The organism is Novosphingobium sp. YAF33 (assembly GCF_052113265.1).
In the GTDB taxonomy this organism is placed as follows: Bacteria; Pseudomonadota; Alphaproteobacteria; order Sphingomonadales; family Sphingomonadaceae; genus Novosphingobium.
The window spans coordinates 101,301-119,072 of record NZ_JBFRCW010000002.1 but is presented as its reverse complement, the minus strand read 5'-3'; the positions used below and the strand labels follow the sequence as shown (position 1 = coordinate 119,072).

Genomic DNA, 17,772 nt, shown 5'->3' with positions numbered 1-17,772 from the left:
CGAGTGGGTTCAAGGGTCCAATGCCGCGGGGGCGCGTAATGCATTGGACCCATCGACTTCCGGAAAGTGGATGTTCCGCATGGGCCGCGGTTGCGCTTCATGATCGATCTAGCCGCGAGGCAAAGTCAGATCGCTCCCGAGGGCGACCGCAAGATCAGGGATTCAAATGATGGAACAGCTTCTCCGCGCACGCCGCCGGTCGATTCTGGCGAGCACGGCTCTCATCGCACTGAGCGCGCCGGCAACGCCGGCACTGGCGCAGGCCGAAACGCCATCCCGTTCCGACGATGCCGCCGCTTCCACGCCAGGCGACATCGTCGTCACCGGATCGCGCATCGACCGTCCGGGCTATGAATCACCGACGCCGCTGCTGCACATGACGCAGGACGATCTCCAGATCGTCAGCCGCCCCAACATCGGCGCGGCACTGGCCGACCTGCCGCAGTTCAAGGCCTCGCAGTCGCCGCAGACCTCGGGCACCAACGCGCAGGCGGGCCGCTTCCCCGTGAACATCCGCGGCCTTGGCGAAACCCGCTCGCTGGTCCTCGTCGACGGTCGCCGCCTGGTCAGCGACAACGACCTCAACACCGTGCCCTCGATCATGGTCAAGAGCGTGGACATCGTCACCGGCGGTGCCTCGGCGGCCTGGGGCTCGGACGCGGTCGCGGGCGTGGTCAACATGATCGTCGACGGCGATTACGAAGGCGTGCGCCTGGGCGCGGAAGGCGGGATCTCGTCGCGCGGCGACGCCGGGCAGGTCCGGATCGAAGGCAAGTACGGCACCAGTTTCGCCGAAGGTCGCGGCCACTTCGTGATCGGCGGAGAGTTCGTCGACAACAAGGGCATCCTGAAGAAGACCGACCGCGAGAACACGGGGCGCTTCGCGACGGTCAATAATGCCCTGACCCCGAACGTCGGCCACGCCACCCGCCTGATCGGCGGTTACATCACTTCGGGGCCGGCCGGGCTGCGCGGCATGGGCTTCAATCCCGATGGAACCCTTCGCGTGCCGGACATCGGCACGGTCGTGGGCACCAACATGATCGGCGGCGAGGGCCCGTCCGACGACGAACGCAGCCCGCTCATCACGCCGCAGAAGCGCTATGCCGCGCTCGCCAAGGCTTCCTACGAACTGACTGACACGCTGAAGCTCAGCGCCGATTTTCGCTATTCGCGATACTGGAACAGCTATACCTGGTTCGGCGATCACACCAACAGCGTCACCATCCGGTCGGACAACGCCTTCCTGAACGACGACGTGCGCCAGATCCTGGCCAATTCCGGGCAGAGCAGCTTCACGATGGCCCGTTACAACGCGGATCTTTCGTACAGCACGATCAACCTCGACCGCCGCAGCATCCAGGGTACCCTGGCGCTTGACGGCAGCTTCGGCGACGGACGCTGGCGCTATTCGGCCTATTACAGCCACGGAGAGTATCGCAACAAGATCGACACGCCGGGCTTCCTGATCTCCCGGAACTTTGCCAACGCGGTCGATGCGGTGATCGACCCGGCGACCGGCCAGGCCGTGTGCCGTTCGGGCGCGGCGGGCTGCGTGCCGCTGAACCTGTTCGGAGAGGGGGCGCCGTCCCAGGCGGCGATCGACTACGTCACCGGTACCCCGCGTTCGAACAGCCTCAACAAGCTCGATACTTACGGCGTTTCGCTGCGCGGCGAGCCCTTCGAACTGCCCGCAGGGCCGGTTTCGATCGCGATCGGCGCGGAAGGGCGCAATCTTTCGACCAATGCCAAAGTGGGCGAACTGGATGCCGCCAAGGCCTTTTCCACGTTCTACTTCACTTCGCTGCGCGGCAAGTACGATGTGAAGGAAGCCTTCGGCGAGATCGTCGTGCCTGTCGTCAAGGACCTGCCGGTTCTGCGCAAGCTGGAGCTGAACGGCGCGGTCCGCGTCTCGGACTACAGCACCAGCGGCACTGTATGGTCGTGGAAGCTGGGCGCCACCAACGAGTTCCTGCCCGGCGTGATCGGCCGCATCACGCGTTCGCGCGATATCCGGGCGCCCAATATCAGCGAACTCTATTCGAACCAGACCGTCAGCTACGTGGGCGTCGTCGATCCGCAGTTCAGCGGCGAAGGCAGCCGCAGCGTGTTGATCTACGGTGGCGGCAATGCCGCGCTCAAGCCCGAGAAGTCCGACACCTGGACTGCCGGCATCACCACCGCTCCGCTGCGCGGCCTGACCGCCTCGATCGATTACTTCAACATCGCGATCAAGGACGTCATCACCAGCATCGGCGCGCAGGTTCTTGTCGACCGCTGCAATGGCGGCAACGCCAGCCTGTGCAATTACATCACCCGCGATTCCACCGGCCGGATCGCCAGCATCGCCTCCTCGCAGGTCAACCTGTCCGAATTCAAGACGGACGGCGTGGACGCGGAACTGGCCTATAGCCTGCCGGTTGAGAACGAGGCCAACGGCCGCGTGATCTTCCGCCTCGTCGGCACCTGGGTAAACCACTTCACGACCGACGACGGCACCGCCAAGATCGAATACGTGAAGTCGCAAGGCTATGCCTTCGTCAACGGCGTGCCGCGCATCCGTGCCAATGCCTCGGTCGGCTATTCCAGCGATGGCTTCAGCGGACTGGTGCGGGCGCGCTACACCTCGTCCGGTTACTGGAACCGCACGAGCGCCACGCCGATCACCAACAACCGCATTCCCGCCTATACCTACATCGACGTCCAGCTGAGCCAGAAGGTTCCGTTCGGCCAGGACGGCAAGTATTTCGAGATCTATGGCAACGTGTCGAACCTGTTCGACAAGGATCCGCCGCTCTACTCGAATTTCTCGCCCTACTACGATGTGATCGGTCGCTACATGACCCTGGGCGTGCGCCTGGAGTTTTGACACCGGCCCTGCAAGGCAAACGGAAGGCGGCGGGTGCAGAACCCGCCGCCTTTTTTGCGCCCTATCAGTATTCGAAGGAAGCCGCGTTGCCCTGCTTTTCCTCGAAGGCTGCGGCGGTGCGGATTGCCAGCGCGACGTCCTCTTGCGACATGTCCTGGAACCACTGGGCTTCGCGCTTGCGGATGCGCGGCCACTGCTCGTCCAGAGTGGCGGCTTCGTAAAGGCGGCCGTTCTGCATCACCAGGTAAAGCGAACGGGTGTTGCGGATATCGACCGTGGGATCGCGGTCCAGCACCAGCAGGTCGGCCAGCTTGCCCGGCTCGATGGAGCCGAGATCCAGTGCCCGCCCGATCACTTCGGCAGAGCCGATCGTCGCCGCATGCAGGATCTGCGAGGGGCTTGCGCCTCCAGACGCCATGGCTTCCAGTTCCCAGTGATAGGACAGCCCCTGAACGACGCTGTGCGAGCCGACGCCGAGCAGTCCGCCGGCGCTCCCGATATCGCTTGCCTGCTTCGCGAACAGGCTGAAACCTTGCCCATCGGCGCGGTTCCATGTCACGGAGTCCCGCTTGGCGGCGAAGGCGAATTCGGGGACGAAGCGGCCCAGCTTGGCGTCGAAATCCTGCTGGTGACCTGCCGCCATCGCGCCCATCGCGCTCGGCGCGCCATAGAGCACCAGCATCGTCGGCACCGTGGATATGCGTGAGCGCACCAGCATCTGCACGATGTCGTCATGGAGCGGCGCGATCGGCAGGCTGTGTTCGTTGCCGGCATAGCCGTCGAGCATTTGGGTGAGGTCGAGCCGGTAGTCGCTGGCACCTTCCGTGGTGGGCATCAGGCCCAGGGCCTGCGCGCCTTCGATCAGGTGGCGACGCTCGGCCCGGTCACCGACCATGTACTGCTTGATGTTGGGGGTGCGGTAATGGTCGGAATAGCGGCGCAGCGTGGCGATCGCTTCCTCGCGGCTGCCCATCGGACTGTTGCGGAACACGCCCTCGCCGGTGGAGAAGGCGCGCAGGCCCGGCATCAGCCCGGCGTCGATCATGTCGGCATATCCGAAAACGTCGGGGTCGAAGGTCTGGACGTCCAGTCCCGCGGTCACGCCGTAGGCCAGGTTCGCGGCGAAATCCCAGTGGCCGATGTCGAGGATGCGGCGGCGGGTTTCGAACCAGTGGGCATGGGCATCGATGAAGCCGGGCACGATGAACTTGCCGGACATGTCGCGCACCTCGGTGCCCGGCGGCACCTTCATCTTTCCGCGCGGGCCGACGCCGGCGATGCGGTTGTCGACGATCAGGACATCGGCATCGTCGATGACTTCGTCGGCCTTCATCGTGATCACGCGCGCCCCTCGCAGCAGCAGCTTGCCGCTGGGCACATCGCGCGGCAGTACCACGTCCATGCGCTTGCCGCCGGCGCGCTTCTCGATGGCGGCTGGCGCGCCGTCTTGCGCGGCATCCAGCGGCAACTGCCGCACCGTGGAACCGACCGACCAGACGAGCGAGCGCATGTCCGGGGCCCAGTCCATGTAGTCCGCGCCGATCGCGGTGATCCGCCGCGCGTTCGAGGCGGGATCGCTGACGTTGACGGTGGGCGCCGTGCCGTCCTTCGCCGGTGGCACTGGAACGAGATAGAGCTGCGAGGCGAGGCGCACCAGCGCGGTGCGGCCATCGGCGCTCAGCTGTGCGTTCCTGAGCGGTGCGGGCGCATCGAAATACTGGCTGTCGGGCCGGGCGACCAGCTTCGCGAGACGCCTTGCCCCGCCATCTCCGGCGATTGCATGGGAGGAGATCCAGCCGTCCGAATAATAGCGCACCCGCGCCGGATCGGGATCGCGGCGCAGGTCCATCGCCGCGCCGACTTCGCCCAGCCTGGTTGCTTCGCCGCCGTCCACAGGCAGGCGCATCAGCGTCGAGGGCATGGGGCCGAGGCTCTCGGCGGTGCGGTAGAGCCGGTCATGCTGGCTAGCGAAGAAAGCGACCACGTCCTTGCCGCCCGCCAGGAACAGCGGCTCGGAATAGAACGCCGCCTGCGTCGTGATCCGGCGCGGCGCGGTCCTGCCGTTCGCGGCGGCGACCCAGACGTGGCCGCCTTCCTTAGCGGTCCAGGTGACATAAGTGACGAAGCGCCCGTCGTCGGACCAGCTGGGCTGCCAGGTCGCTCCCGACACGTCGAGGCGGCGGGGCTTTGCGCCACTGCGGTTGGCGGCGATATAGATGCGCCCCACGGCGCCGAAGACGACCTGCTTGCCATCGGGCGAAAGTCGCGGGGTCTGGATCACGCGGACATGAACGGGGCCGGTCTCGACCCGATGCTGGCGGCGCAGCGGCAAGGGCATCTCGTGGCGCACATGCGCCTCGAACGGAATGTCGGCGAGCGTGCCGGACGCGACGTCGAGCCGCTTCAATCCGCCGCCGAGGCCAAGGTAGATGCCAGTGTCGTCGGGGGAGAACACCATGCGCGGCATCAGGTCGACGTAATAGCCGCCAGACTGTCCATCCGGATCGAGCGGGCCATGCAGCTGCCGGTCGGTTCCGGTTTCGAGATCGTGCAGGCGCAGCACGGTCTGCTCTTTCTCCCGCGTGACGTAGGCGAGCAGGCGGCCATCGTGCGACAGCACCGGGCGCATCCCGCCGCCGGGCGTCGTCAGCACCGTGTGCTGGGTGCGCTTGGCCAGGTCGAAGCGCGCGATCGTCCAGTGGGGCAGGGCGCCGCTGCTCCAGGTCGTCCCGGCCTTCGTGGCATAATAGAGGTTCTGGCCATCGGGGGAAGCGACCACCCCCATGGCATTTTGGCGCTGGGGATGGGGATCGTCGCCGTTCGGCTGCGCCTTCACGAGCACTTCTTGCCTGCCGCTCTCGACATCGAACGACCACAGTTCGAACGCCAGCACGCCCCAGATCATGCGCGATACATAGAGAGTCCTGCCATCCGGCGACCACGCGGGCGAGCCGAAGTGCGGGGCGCCCTTGTCTTCCCGAGAGACGCGGCGGGCATGGCTGCCGTCCGCATCGGCGATCCAGAGGTTATCGCGCCCGTCCCGGTCGCTGACGAACGCGATTTTGCGGCCATCGGGAGAGAATACCGGCTGCGTATCGAACGCATCCCCGGTCATCACCGGACGGGCCTTTCCGCCTTCCGCGGCAAGGGCGTAGACGTCTCCCAGCAGGTCGAAAAGGATGGTGCGACCGTCGGGTGAAACGTCCAGTGCGGGCCATGTCACCTGCCGGGTGTCATATTCGATCACGCGCCCGGTCAGCGGCGGCAGCGTGTCCGCATGCGCCGCCTCGCCAGCAGATAGTGCCATGCTCGCCAGAAGCGCCGTACCTGCCAGCCATGTCTTCACTGCATCACCCTCTCGTGCATCATCAGGCCCTTCCTTCGCCGGCCCGGCTCGCTTGCGAAACATCCAGTTCGGGGGAGGGTGAGGGGTCCAGTCAGACCGTGCTCAGCAAAAGGCTGGTTTCGCTGTTCAGTACCCCCTCGATCATCCGCACCTGCCGCAACACCCGGTCGAATTCGGACAGGCTGGACGTGCGGATATCCGCGACCAGATCCCAGTTGCCGTTGGTGGTGTGCAGGGTCTGGATCTCCACCATCCCCCGCAGCTTCTGGATCACCTGGGTGGTCGACTTGCCGGTGATCTCGATCATCATCACCGCGCGCACGGACAAGTCTTCGTAGTCATCGCGCACGCGGATGGTGAAGCCCAGCAGCGTCCCCGTGTCTACCAGGCGGTCGAGGCGGTTCTGCACGGTGCCGCGCGCCACGCCCAAGGCATCGGCCAGCTTCGACAGCGAGGCGCGGCCGTCCGCCCGCAAGTGCGCGATGATCCGGCGATCGAGGTCGTCAGGGATGAATTTGGCTGGGGAGTACAAGGCGGTGCGCTTTCGGCTGTGCAATTTGCGCAATAACCATGGAATATTTGTTCAATAGCAGACGGTTTGCAAGCCGGTTCTGCGATTTTTTACAGCAATGCGTCAAGCTAGCATGGGCCTGCCTGAGTAAAAGCCAGAAAAGGACAGACCATGGCTCCGCCGCCTTCTCCCCTTGCCTACATACCTTTCGTCAGCGTCGAGAACATGATGCGCCTCGTCCATCGGTTCGGGATCGAGGACGTGCTGCGCGAACTTACCGATGYGATCGAGGCGGATTATCTCCGCTGGTCGCTGTTCGAGAAGGCGCCACGGCTGGCCTCTCATTCGCAGGAGGGCGTCATCGAACTGATGCCGACTTCCGACGGCGAGGCCTATGCCTTCAAGTACGTCAACGGCCATCCCAGCAATACCGCCAAGGGTCTTCAGACGGTCGCCGCGTTCGGTCTGCTGGCGCGGGTGGACACCGGCTATCCGTTGCTGCTGACCGAAATGACGCTGCTGACGGCGCTGCGGACGGCTGCCACTTCGGCCATGGTGGCGCGCCGTCTCGCTCCGGCAGGATCGCGTGTGATGGCCATGATCGGCAACGGCGCGCAGGCCGAATTCCAGGCCATCGCCATGAAGGCCATCGTCGGCATCGAGGAAGTGCGCCTTTACGATATCGATCCCGAGGCCACTCGCAAGGCCGCCCGCAACCTGGCCGGTTCGGGACTGAAGGTGGTTGCCTGCGAAACCTCGCAGGAGGCGATCGAAGGCGCGCAGATCATCACGACCTGCACCGCCGACAAGGCCTATGCCACGATCCTGTCGGACAACATGGTCGGCGCGGGCATCCACATCAACGCGATCGGCGGCGACTGTCCGGGCAAGACCGAGTTGCACAAGGACATCCTCGGCCGTGCATCCACTTTCGTGGAGTTCGAGCCGCAGACCCGCATCGAGGGCGAGATCCAGCAGATGGAAGCCGATTATCCGGTCACCGAGTTCTGGCAGGTGCTGTCAGGCGAGGCGCAGGGCCGGACCGATGAGCGCCAGATCACCCTGTTCGACAGCGTCGGCTTCGCGATCGAGGACTTCTCTGCCTTGCGTTACTTGCTGGGCAAGCTGGACGGCACGGACTTCTTCCAGCAGCTGGACATCATCGCCGATCCCGATGACCCGCGCGACCTGTTCGGCATGTTGCAGCGCGCGGCCTGAGCCGGATCACGGGGCTTGGCCTGCAAACGACCGACGGCGCGGGCATGGTCCCGCGCCGCAGGGATAACTTGGACCTTTACCCGCTGCCTGCCGCAGTGAAGAAGCGGTCCGGCCGACACTGGAGAAGACTACGATGGGCGAAACGATCCTTGACCGAGTGACCGCGAACCGCCGCACGGTTCTGGCTGCCGCGCCCATTGCGCTGACCGCAGTCGCGCCCGCCTTTGCAAAGACCGCTTCCAAGGGCGAGGCGAACGAGATCGTCATGATGAACGCGACGGACCTGTCCGCCGCGATCCACCGCAAGGAGCTGTCCAGTCGCGAGGTGATGTCCGCGCATCTGGCGCAGATCGACAGGCTGAACCCGCGCTTCAACGCCATCGTTTCGCGCGTGGACGGCGATGCCCTGTTGCGCCAGGCAGCGGCCATGGACGAGGATGCGGCCGCCGGTCGCTTCCACGGGCCGCTGCACGGCTTTCCCCATGCGGTAAAGGATACCGCGCCGGTCAAGGGCATCGCCAGTACGCAGGGATCGCCGATCCTGAAGGGGAACATTCCCGCTGCGGACAGCCTTGTGGTTTCGCGGATGCGCAAGGCGGGCGCCGTCTTCATCGGCAAGACCAACGTGCCCGAATTCGCGCTCGGCTCGCACAGCTACAACCCGGTCTTCGGCACCACGCACAATGCCTATGCCTACGGCAAGACTGCGGGCGGCAGCACCGGGGGAGGCGCGGTGGCGCTGGCGCTGCGCATGGTGCCGGTGGCGGACGGCAGCGACTTCGGGGGATCGCTGCGCAACCCGCCGGGCTGGAACAACGTCTTCGGCCTGCGTCCCTCGTTCGGCCGCGTTCCCTCGGTGCCGAACAGCGACCTGTTCTGGCAGAACTTCGCGACGTCCGGACCGCTGGGCCGCACCGTGGCCGACCTTGCCATGCTGCTGTCCGTCCAGGCAGGCGGCGATGCCCGCTCGCCGTTTTCGCTTGGCGATGATCCCGCGATGTTCGCCGGTTCGCTCGACCGCGACTGGAAGGGCGGCAGGATCGGATGGCTAGGCGATCTCGGCGGCGCGCTGCCGATGGAGGCGGGCATCATGGACACCTGCACGAAGGCGCTCAGGGCGTTCGAGGCCATCGGCATGCGGGTGGAGGCTGCCCGGCTGGACGAGCCCGCCGCGGACATGTGGCAGACCGCGAAGACACTGCGCCACTGGTCCGTTGGCGCCGATCTCCAGGCATTCTACAACGATCCGGCCAAGCGCGCCCTGATGAAACCGGAGGCGATCTGGGAAGTGGAAGGCGGCATGAAGCTAACCGGTCCCCAACTGGCCGCGGCCTCCGAAGGGCGCACGCGCATCTACAAGGCGTTCGAGGCCGCGTTTGAGCATTTCGATTTCCTGGTGCTGCCCACGGCGCAGGTCTTCCCCTTCAACGTCAGCGAGCACTGGCCAACCGAAATCGCGGGCAAGGCCATGGACAGCTATCACCGCTGGATGGAGGTGACTCTTCCCGCGACGATGGCCGGGCTTCCCGCGCTGGCGGTGCCGGCCGGCTTCGGCGGCGCGCTGAAGCTGCCCATCGGCCTCCAGATCATCGGCAGGCGTCACGCCGATCTGGCGGCCCTGCAAGTGGGCCACGCTTACGAGAAGGCGTCGCCATGGATCGCTCGAAGCCTGCCACCGGTACTCAAAAGATCGGGTTAAGTTTTACTCAATATCAATCTTGATTATTTGAGGATCGGGACGTCGATTCTGCTTGAGTCAGCGCCAGGGAGCGGCGCGTTCCGCTTCAGGACGGTCCTCAAGTGGCTACATCAGGTAAGCGGCGCCCCGACCCGATGCAGATTACCTGTCGACCGCTTCAATTTATACGTCCTAGCGGACCTATTATTTTCGTCGGCGGAAACTACTTGGTCGAAGATTGGAAGTCGGCCAATTGGTTGTCGTCTCCGTGAAGTAAATCTTCTCGAGTTTCCCTGCCCCTCGTTCCGGCTCATTCACGATCTGTCGAACCGAGAGCTTCTATCACAAGCTTGAAATGGCGCGCTGCTATTGGGTAACTATGTCGGCGGAATTCCTTGGTGAGGCAGGGGCTGCGGGCAGGCTGCGACAAAATACGAGCAGATGTTCCGCGCTTCGCCGGCGAGAGCCACGCACTGGAAGATGGCGCGCGCGCCATGACAATTGTGCGTGACCGCGCAAGCGAGTGGGGCATCGGCCCAAGACGGGTCGGCTTTATCGGATTCTCGTCCGGCGCGTTCCTCGCAGCCGATCTGGCAATCGGCGCGAAGGCGAACCGGCCAGACTTCGTAGGTCTGATCTACGGAGGGTCGCGGATGCCCGTGCCTGCCGATGCCTCTCCCGCCTTCATCGCGGCTGCCGCTGACGAAAACTACCTGCCCGATGACGCGGTGCAACTCTACACAGCGTGGCGAAAGGTGGGCGTCCCCGCGGAATTGCACGTCTACGAGCGCGGGGGCCACGGGTTCGATCTAAAGCCCCAGGGCGGGACTAGCGATCACTGGTTTGAGGAGTTGATCTGGTGGATGCAATCTCGCGGCCTAATGGTGTCGATCAACCATTCGCAAATCTGCGCGGCAACGATGCGGTATGATACTACCTCACTGTCCACGCACGCAATGTGCCGGTTTCTGCGAAACCTGTCATTCTTAGCCACCTTTGGAAACGACTGCTAAGTTCCACGATGCGGCGTTCGGCGCTCGGGAAAACCGACCCTAGTCGGTCGTTCGCCGCCAAGTTTTGGAGCCCCAGGTGCGGACGGTCTGCTCTCCTGGCAGCACGCGACCAGCTCAAGACATTCGGCGTCGTTAATGTGACCGGCGACTCTTGCAGAAACCCGCCATTCGGGCCCCTTCGATGCGCATCATGCCGAGCGGGAATCCTTCCCGGCTCATCAAGCAGTTCCAGCGATCCCACCCGGTCCGCGCGGCCCTAGACTAATCAGTTTAGCCGTTCTGCGGACCGAACACCTGGGCTTCGGGTCGATGCACTCCAAAATGCAGCCAGAACTTCTTCGCGAGCGGTAGCAGGCCGGCCACTTTGATCCGGTCGAGGCGCAATTCACCGATCAGTGTTTCGTCCTTGAACGCGGGCCGTGTCGGATGATGATCGCCGAGGATCATGAAATGATCCCGCACGCCGTAGATACTCGCCATGACGATCCAGGGGCCTTCGATCCCGAATTGCTGGAGCCGTGTCTGGGTCGCCCGCGCGGCGGTGATCAACCCCTCCTCGAAGGACGGCGCGAAGACCAGTTTCATATCCTCGCCTTGCTGGTTCTGCCGCGTGCCGCCGATCGTCCAGGCAACGTCGGTGCGCCCGTTACGATACGTGATCGCGAAGCTGCGCACCCGCCCGGTCGCCTCATCGACGGGGGTGTGCAGCATCACCCCTTCGATCATATCGATGGAACTGTAGGCATTGGGGCGGATCGGTACGAGCGCATGATCGTCCGTGATCGCGATTTCGCGCTCTTCACGAAACAGCGAGAGCGGCATGATCGAAACGACGGCGGTCGGATCGCTCATGATCGCAAACGGCATCTCGATACCGCGTGCGCGCTCGATTCCTTCCGCGTGATATTGGCGGAAGCGTGCCGGGAGCCGGCTTGCGTCCACGAAGGCGTGGCGCAGTTCGTGGACATCTAGCTCATATTTGCCGCGGCTCGTACGGGCATAGAATTTGCCGCTGTTGCGGAAGGTGACGCGATAGGGTGACTGAAGGCCTGGCGGTATACGAATGAGCAGGGCGCCATTGCCCGCGGCGAAGGGGATATGGCGGATCCGGACGCCGATCAGCCTCGGATCGACATTGGTTCGGATGATCTGCTCCAGCCGGAGGATTTCGTTGTCGATATTGGCGATCGCGACGCCAGGGAGCGCGGCTGCAACTCCTTCGACATCCTCGATCCCGAAGATGAGATCCCCGCCGTTGGTGTTGGCAAGCGACGTCACGTCGGCAAGGAGTTCGCGAATATTGTCCGACTCCTGGCCGGGCAGGTCGCGTTTGAACTCAAGGTCACGGCTTTCCGACGTTTCGTTTGCAACAAGCTGAACAAGCGCCGCCTCGTCGATGTCATCGAATGCTATGTCGAGCATGATCGGTATCTCTCCTGCGTGCGATTGGGCTTCAGACGAAATATGGATCGTCTTGGAGGGGATAGTTATCCAATGTCATAAGCTCAAAGGCGATTCCCTCCTCCTTGAGCGCCTCCTCCGCGCTGGCCAGCCGTTTCTCCTGCTTCTTACCCGTGTCCATCACAGCGATGATGGCACGATCGGGGCGAAGCTGCAGGCTAAGCTTGACAACATCGTCTATGTCGGACGGCTTCAGGCCGGCCCAGGAGGATTTCACCTCGCAAATGATCGTCTTACCATCGATGACCATCATCAGATCCGTCTCTGAGACGGGACGCGGCCTCAGACCATCGTCGTCATAGAACCATGTGGGGCCGTCATAAAAGAAGGATGCTCGGGCATTTGATTTCTGCTTGTCGAGGACCCAAAGCAGTGAGAGGACGCTATGGTCGCGCAGCGCTTCTACGAGAAATTCATTGGCCCGGAATTGCCAGTCGTTCGAGATTGGTGCGCTGTCTTGCAGCCGGCAGATTTCGCAGATTAATGTTGGGCGCATTTCAGAAAGTCCGACCCAGTTGCGATGATGGCACTGGGGACATAGCCATTGCGTGCCCTGAAAAAGCATCTGGCGCGCTCGCATCTCTACGAGACATTCGTCGACTGCGGCGCGCTCGTGCGCGTCCCAGTCGAATTCGGAATTAGAGCTTCGCTCCTGACCATGCCTCTCCCAAAAGGCCTTACGATGGATGTCCCATCGTTCCACCAAAGCCTTGTGCTTCACAAAATGCTGGGGAGTTTTGAGTGAGCGCCCTGCCTTCACGATCAGATGTCCGAGGGCAATCCGGTCGTCCTCGTCGCCCAAAACATAAGTCGGCACTGTCGGTGCAAGCTCTTTCAGCTTGTTGATGACGGGCTGCACCTTCTCGCGCGGAAGGATTGGCGTCGCTCCGAGGCGTTTGAATTCCTCAATCCAATAAGGGTGAAGGATCAGGCTCTTTGCACGATCGAGGCCGCCGATCATGCCGAGGATGCCCATCAAATATCGTGCCTCATTGGAAGGCTGCATATCGGCAACCTTGGCTGGCGGCGTCGCCCTGTTTTCCGGCTGACCACGCCGGCTGTAAAATCCGTCTCGCACTAGAGCATGTTGCAGCGCCTCCGCCGGCGCCGGTACGGTGATCGACCGGACAGGCCGCTCCAGTCGCTCGAAAAGCGTCAGCTCACCGCCGAGCGTACTCCTCGGGAGATAATTGAGGTTCATGCCATCGGGCGGAAAAGATGCCTTGAAGGAGCCCGCCATGCGCCATCCTTTTGGAAGGAGCCACCAGTTCTTGACGCCCGTCCTGGGCGAAGGCCCGTCGAGTTCGAGGAGATAGTCGGTCGCCCAACAGCCCATCGCAAAGCTCTGCCGGGGCGGACAGTCACTCAGATGATCAGGGATACTTGCCGGCGGCTGCGCTACCTTGCCGTCCCACTGGAACTCTAGCCAATCAGGCCGTACGGTGAGACCAGGACCGTCGGTCCTGAGTATCGATGCATTCTCCAGCTCTTGTTTCGGCGGAACGACTTCATCGGCACTGTCGATGAATTCGGCCCGGCTCATGCTGAAGCAACGCGCGTTTTGCAGGCGTTCGCGCAGATCCTCCAGTTCGACAAGCGCCACCGAGGTCGATCTAACCGTCAGTCGATACTGGCCGCCAGTGCCGTCATTCACGTGATTAAAATTATTGATGAGGCGGGTGAGGAGCAAGAAGAAGTTGGGGTCTCGGGTCTGCTCCAGATCCACGCGGAGCCCGCAGAGGGAAGCCCCTTGCCAATGCGGGTTAAGAAGCCGCGCATTCCAAAAGAGCAGCCGGTCGGGGAAGCTCTCGCCGACGACCAAGTTGAAGGAATAGCTGAACCGGTTATGGTGCACATCGAGCTTCGAAGCAAAACGCGTGGCCGCTTGCGCTAAGCTTGACGTCTCCTTGGCGCAGAATTTTGCCAGCGCTTCCATCTCGTCATGAATGACGTTCAGGTCTCGCGGCAAACCATACTGCGGGTTCTCCCACTTGTCCTTGGCAACGATCGTCAAAAGCTGGGCGGCTTGGCGGGCATCGGCAGGGAAACCGCTCGTATGAAAGGACGAATGGTAAGTCCCGAAATTGTCGGCCAGAAAACGGGAGGGCTCTTCCGTGTACCAAGCGTCGATAAAGCCAGCCGGCTCGCGACCTGGGCCGTAGCCCCAATGGCGCGCTACGCGAAAGATTGTCGAAAGTGAGGATAAGGGCGAGACGCCGTAACTCGGTCGGAACCAGCCGAGATCCGGCTCTCCCTGTTCTCGGACCTGATGCTTCTCCAAGAGGGACGGTTGAAGGCGTCCGTGAATGCGCTCCTCTTCGTCCGAGGCGAGAGGTGCATACGCATAGACAATGTCCGGATCATAGGCCTCGAGCCAATCCCAATATCTCGCGGCAATGCGGCCTTGGCTGCAGGGGGCGATCAGGCTGAAGCGTCCGCCCCAGCGGCTATAGCATTCAGCAAATATGGCATCTAACTGAAGGTGCGCGTAGGGGCCTTCTTCAAGAAGATAAGCGATCCTGAGCGGTCTAGGCCTGCTCTTGCCTTCATGAGGTGCGCTGCTGATCATTCCGGATCTGTATCAGCTACTAAGAGACGCTTCTATACCGGCAGGAGGCCATCTAAACGGCGAAAGTCGTCGGCGTCTGCTGCGTCCGCAAATTTGCGAAAGGTCGCTATTTCAATCTAGGCGCCCTTATGCGGAAATTCCGGTATCGGCCCGTTAATGTTGCCTGTTCATGAGGTGAGTGAGGTAAAGGTGCGAATGTCCGGTGTTTCACCGAAACGGGTCATTGCGGCTTATGCTCGGGAATGGCGGGTAACTCCCAAAACGCGGCGTTGTATTGCAACGATGGCGGCGGTGCCGTGCTGCCGGCGGAAGCCGACCCTTTGTCGCCGTTCAGAGAGCGATTTTCGCTCCCCAGGTGCAGACCGTCCGGTTCCGGCTGCTCGCGACCAACCCAAGCCATTCCTGTGCGGGCGCCGAAATGACGGTTTGCGCCGAAACCGGTCCCTCGCAAGTTTGACAGCTGCCGGTCGGTCATACGCCCCTTGCGGCCGCTCAACTGCTCGATCCCCGCACCCAGAAGCGGAAACCCACCATAACCTTCATCGACCGGTGGGAAAGGACAACGCTTAGGACATTTCTGGCCTTTTGTCCGTTCTGCTAGATGGCGGATCTCCGGCCGGAAGTAGCCAGACGCAACCTGGCCATCGACTGCTGAAACTTGCTTGCGCATTCAACTGGGATGGTTCATCCGCCATTCCTCGTAGGAATAGGTGTGCATGGACCGCTTCGCTACATATCAGCTGCTGGTCCGGGTTGTCGAATTGGGTAGCTTTACTCGAGCGGCACAGGAGCTGGGCTTGGGGCAGCCAGCGGTCAGCAAGCAGATCGCCGCGCTGGAAGCCAGCATCGGAGCCCGGTTGGTCGAGCGAACGTCGCGCGGACTGCGGCCTACTCCCGCAGGGCTGGACCTGTACAATTCCGCAGTGCGTCTGCTCGACGATCTCGATGAAATCGAAGGGCGAGTGCGGAGCGGCAATCTCGGTCCGGCAGGGCTGGTTCGTGTTGCGACCCCGCCGGTATTGGGCCGCATGTTCATCATCCCGAAGCTGTCTTCCTTCCTTTCCCAGTTTCCTGAAGTGGAGATAGAATTCACGGTCGCGCAGCGGCGAGTGGACCTCGTGAAAGATGGCATCGACGTCGCTCTGCGGGTAGGCCACCTCAAATCCTCGAGCCTCGTCGCCCGCAAGATCGGCACCATGCAAATGGTCACAGTTGCCGCACCCAGCTATCTTGCAGATCACGGCACGCCCCTGACTCCGCGGGAGCTGGCGAACCACAGACTGATCGTGGGGCAGACCGACGGCGCAGCCCTGGATTGGCAGTTCAAGGGGGACGATGGGGCATTCTCGATCACCCCTTCCGGCTCGCTGCGCTCGGACGATGGCGAAGACCTGCGCGCGTCCGTGCTGGCGGGAATCGGCTTGCTGCATGGACCAATGGCTTTGCTTTATGGCGATATCCAGGAAGGTAGGGTCGTCCGGATACTCGAAGCCTTCGCGCCCGATGCCGTGCCGATCCATGCGGTGAGCATGAGCGGACGAAAGATGCCACCCCGCGTTCGCGTATTCGTGGACTTCCTTGCTGCGACCTTTGCGGCCGAGCCAGCCTTGTCGCCATGAACGTCGCCCTGCATTCCGTGAAGGAATGTTTGGTAGTCGCTAACGCCGCCTACAGCGGCCCCGCTGCTTTCCATAGATAGCATCCGTCTCGCGCAAGCGATCGACAGATAACAAGGAAAGCAAAATGTCGGCATCAAGCCAAAGCGCCATCTCAACCCTCGCTGCGGACAAGCTCGCTGTGGCGGACGCCCTCTATCGGTATGCGGCCGGCATCGATTTGCGCCGACCAGACGTACTGGGCTCCTCGCTCGCAAGCGATGCGACGATCGACTTTCGCGCCGCCGCCGCCAAGGCAGGCTTCGAATATCCGGTGCTCGAAGGCCGGGACACTATCGTCGCCGCGCTGTCGGGTTCGCTCAAGTCGCTGGACACCACGCATACCGTGAGCAATCCCCGCGTGGTCCTCGATGGCGAGAAGGCGCATCTGGAAGCCCTGGTCGAAGCGCAACACCTGCCTTCCGACGATCACGGCCGCCATTATATGATGAAGAACCGCTACGATGTCGAACTGGTGCGCGACGGCGAGACGTGGGTCATGCGCCGTCTGCTGATTGATAATGTCTGGCGCGACGGCGACCCCACCGTTCTCTCGGTCGTCTGAGACCCGGCGCCGTAAATCTCCCCCTGAACGAGGTCGACGCTGCAGGTGACTGCTGGGCGTCGACGCTCGTATAAGAGGAAACATACCATGAAACTCGCTGGAAAAATCGCACTGGTCACGGGCGCATCAAGCGGCATCGTTGCGGGTAAGCGGAGAGGCGATCGGGGCCGCTGGCGGCGCACGGGGCATCTAACATGACGAAAGAACGACGCTCCGTGCCGAGGCAGAGCGACCTCATCGACATTCTGGAAATCCAGCAGTTGAAGGTCCGTTACGCCCGCTTCGGCGATACGAAGAACTGGACGGAGCTGCGCCAATGCCTGACGGACGACTTCCACTGTCTCGTCGACGGCGCACCGCGTGCGTTAGTTGCGGCGCCGGATCGATACGAGGTTCACAGCGCTGACGATTTCCTGGCCAACGCCGTCAGGATGGTCGCTGAGGTACAGCCGATTCACCACCTGACTCTCCCCGAGATCGCGATAACCGGAGACGGAACCGCGACCGGCATCTGGGCCATCCAGGATTACCTGATCGCGCCGCACTGCATCTTCCGGGGCTGGGGCCATTATCACGACCACTACTTGAAACGTGACGGTCGCTGGAGAATCCGTGAAAGTGTGCTCACCCGGATCAGGGTCGAGGAGACCTGGCTTTAACACGCGGTCACTCTCCGGAGACCGCGGGTCCGACATGATGAACGGTGAAGAGCGTCCACTCCACTTTGGCTCGATCAATCACCGTATGGGTCGGCGACGAGGCCATATCATTCATCATGCCATGCGCGGCAAGATGCCCGGGATCTGCTGACTCCCACACAAGCATATCGACGATAAAGCCATCATCACGTTCACTGACGTGGCGCGAAACGAAGCCGGACTGATCCT

General features: G+C 62.6%; 12 protein-coding genes. 7 read left to right on the top strand and 5 right to left on the bottom strand.

The window, feature by feature from the left end; all coding sequences use genetic code 11:
• Positions 1-169 precede the first annotated feature (169 nt).
• Positions 170-2,869, top strand: coding sequence for a TonB-dependent receptor domain-containing protein (locus AB4Z00_RS04870; protein WP_442045139.1), 2,700 nt, complete (start codon positions 170-172; stop codon positions 2,867-2,869).
• Between the two features lie 64 nt (positions 2,870-2,933).
• Here AB4Z00_RS04870 and AB4Z00_RS04865 read toward each other — a convergent pair whose 3' ends face one another.
• Together AB4Z00_RS04865 and AB4Z00_RS04860 are read right to left on the bottom strand one after the other, a co-directional pair.
• Entirely contained in the window at positions 2,934-6,176 is a 3,243-nt protein-coding gene (locus AB4Z00_RS04865) for an amidohydrolase family protein (RefSeq protein WP_442045138.1), read from the bottom strand.
• A gap of 130 nt (positions 6,177-6,306) precedes the next feature.
• Positions 6,307-6,747: an Lrp/AsnC family transcriptional regulator gene (locus tag AB4Z00_RS04860; protein WP_442045137.1), complete on the bottom strand. Its 441-nt coding sequence runs from the start codon at positions 6,745-6,747 to the stop codon at positions 6,307-6,309.
• 150 nt (positions 6,748-6,897) lie between these two features.
• Here AB4Z00_RS04860 and AB4Z00_RS04855 point away from each other — a divergent pair, with 150 nt between their 5' ends.
• The 3 genes from AB4Z00_RS04855 (at position 6,898) to AB4Z00_RS04845 (ending at position 10,635) form a co-directional block, all read left to right on the top strand.
• Positions 6,898-7,944 carry an ornithine cyclodeaminase gene (locus AB4Z00_RS04855; RefSeq protein WP_442045136.1) on the top strand — a complete coding sequence of 349 codons (1,047 nt, stop codon included), beginning with the start codon at positions 6,898-6,900 and terminating at the stop codon, positions 7,942-7,944.
• 133 nt (positions 7,945-8,077) lie between these two features.
• Positions 8,078-9,643: an amidase gene (locus AB4Z00_RS04850; protein ID WP_442045135.1), complete on the top strand. Its 1,566-nt coding sequence runs from the start codon at positions 8,078-8,080 to the stop codon at positions 9,641-9,643.
• A 377-nt stretch (positions 9,644-10,020) separates the two neighbouring features.
• A complete protein-coding gene (locus tag AB4Z00_RS04845; protein WP_208324807.1) occupies positions 10,021-10,635 on the top strand; it encodes an alpha/beta hydrolase in 615 nt (204 codons plus the stop codon).
• Positions 10,636-10,905: 270 nt separating this feature from the next.
• Here the strand turns inward: AB4Z00_RS04845 and AB4Z00_RS04840 are convergent, their stop codons facing one another.
• The 3 genes from AB4Z00_RS04840 to AB4Z00_RS04830 form a co-directional block, all read right to left on the bottom strand.
• On the bottom strand, positions 10,906-12,057 hold the full coding sequence (locus AB4Z00_RS04840; RefSeq protein WP_134093605.1) for an AlbA family DNA-binding domain-containing protein: 1,152 nt from the start codon (positions 12,055-12,057) through the stop codon (positions 10,906-10,908).
• A 31-nt stretch (positions 12,058-12,088) separates the two neighbouring features.
• Positions 12,089-14,665 carry a hypothetical protein gene (locus AB4Z00_RS04835; RefSeq protein ID WP_442045134.1) on the bottom strand — a complete coding sequence of 859 codons (2,577 nt, stop codon included), beginning with the start codon at positions 14,663-14,665 and terminating at the stop codon, positions 12,089-12,091.
• Positions 14,666-14,885: 220 nt separating this feature from the next.
• Positions 14,886-15,335, bottom strand: a complete 450-nt coding sequence (locus tag AB4Z00_RS04830; RefSeq protein ID WP_442045133.1) for a hypothetical protein — start codon at positions 15,333-15,335, stop codon at positions 14,886-14,888.
• 46 nt (positions 15,336-15,381) lie between these two features.
• Between AB4Z00_RS04830 and AB4Z00_RS04825 the strand changes: the two genes are divergently transcribed.
• The 3 genes from AB4Z00_RS04825 to AB4Z00_RS04815 all read left to right on the top strand — a co-directional run bounded on the left by AB4Z00_RS04825 (position 15,382) and on the right by AB4Z00_RS04815 (position 17,544).
• Entirely contained in the window at positions 15,382-16,284 is a 903-nt protein-coding gene (locus AB4Z00_RS04825; RefSeq protein ID WP_134093608.1) for a LysR family transcriptional regulator, read from the top strand.
• 124 nt (positions 16,285-16,408) lie between these two features.
• The gene (locus AB4Z00_RS04820) at positions 16,409-16,885 is read left to right on the top strand and encodes a nuclear transport factor 2 family protein (RefSeq protein ID WP_134093609.1); all 477 of its coding nucleotides are present in this window, start codon (positions 16,409-16,411) and stop codon (positions 16,883-16,885) included.
• 194 nt (positions 16,886-17,079) lie between these two features.
• A complete protein-coding gene (locus tag AB4Z00_RS04815) occupies positions 17,080-17,544 on the top strand; it encodes a nuclear transport factor 2 family protein (RefSeq protein ID WP_442045132.1) in 465 nt (154 codons plus the stop codon).
• Positions 17,545-17,772: the final 228 nt, after the last annotated feature.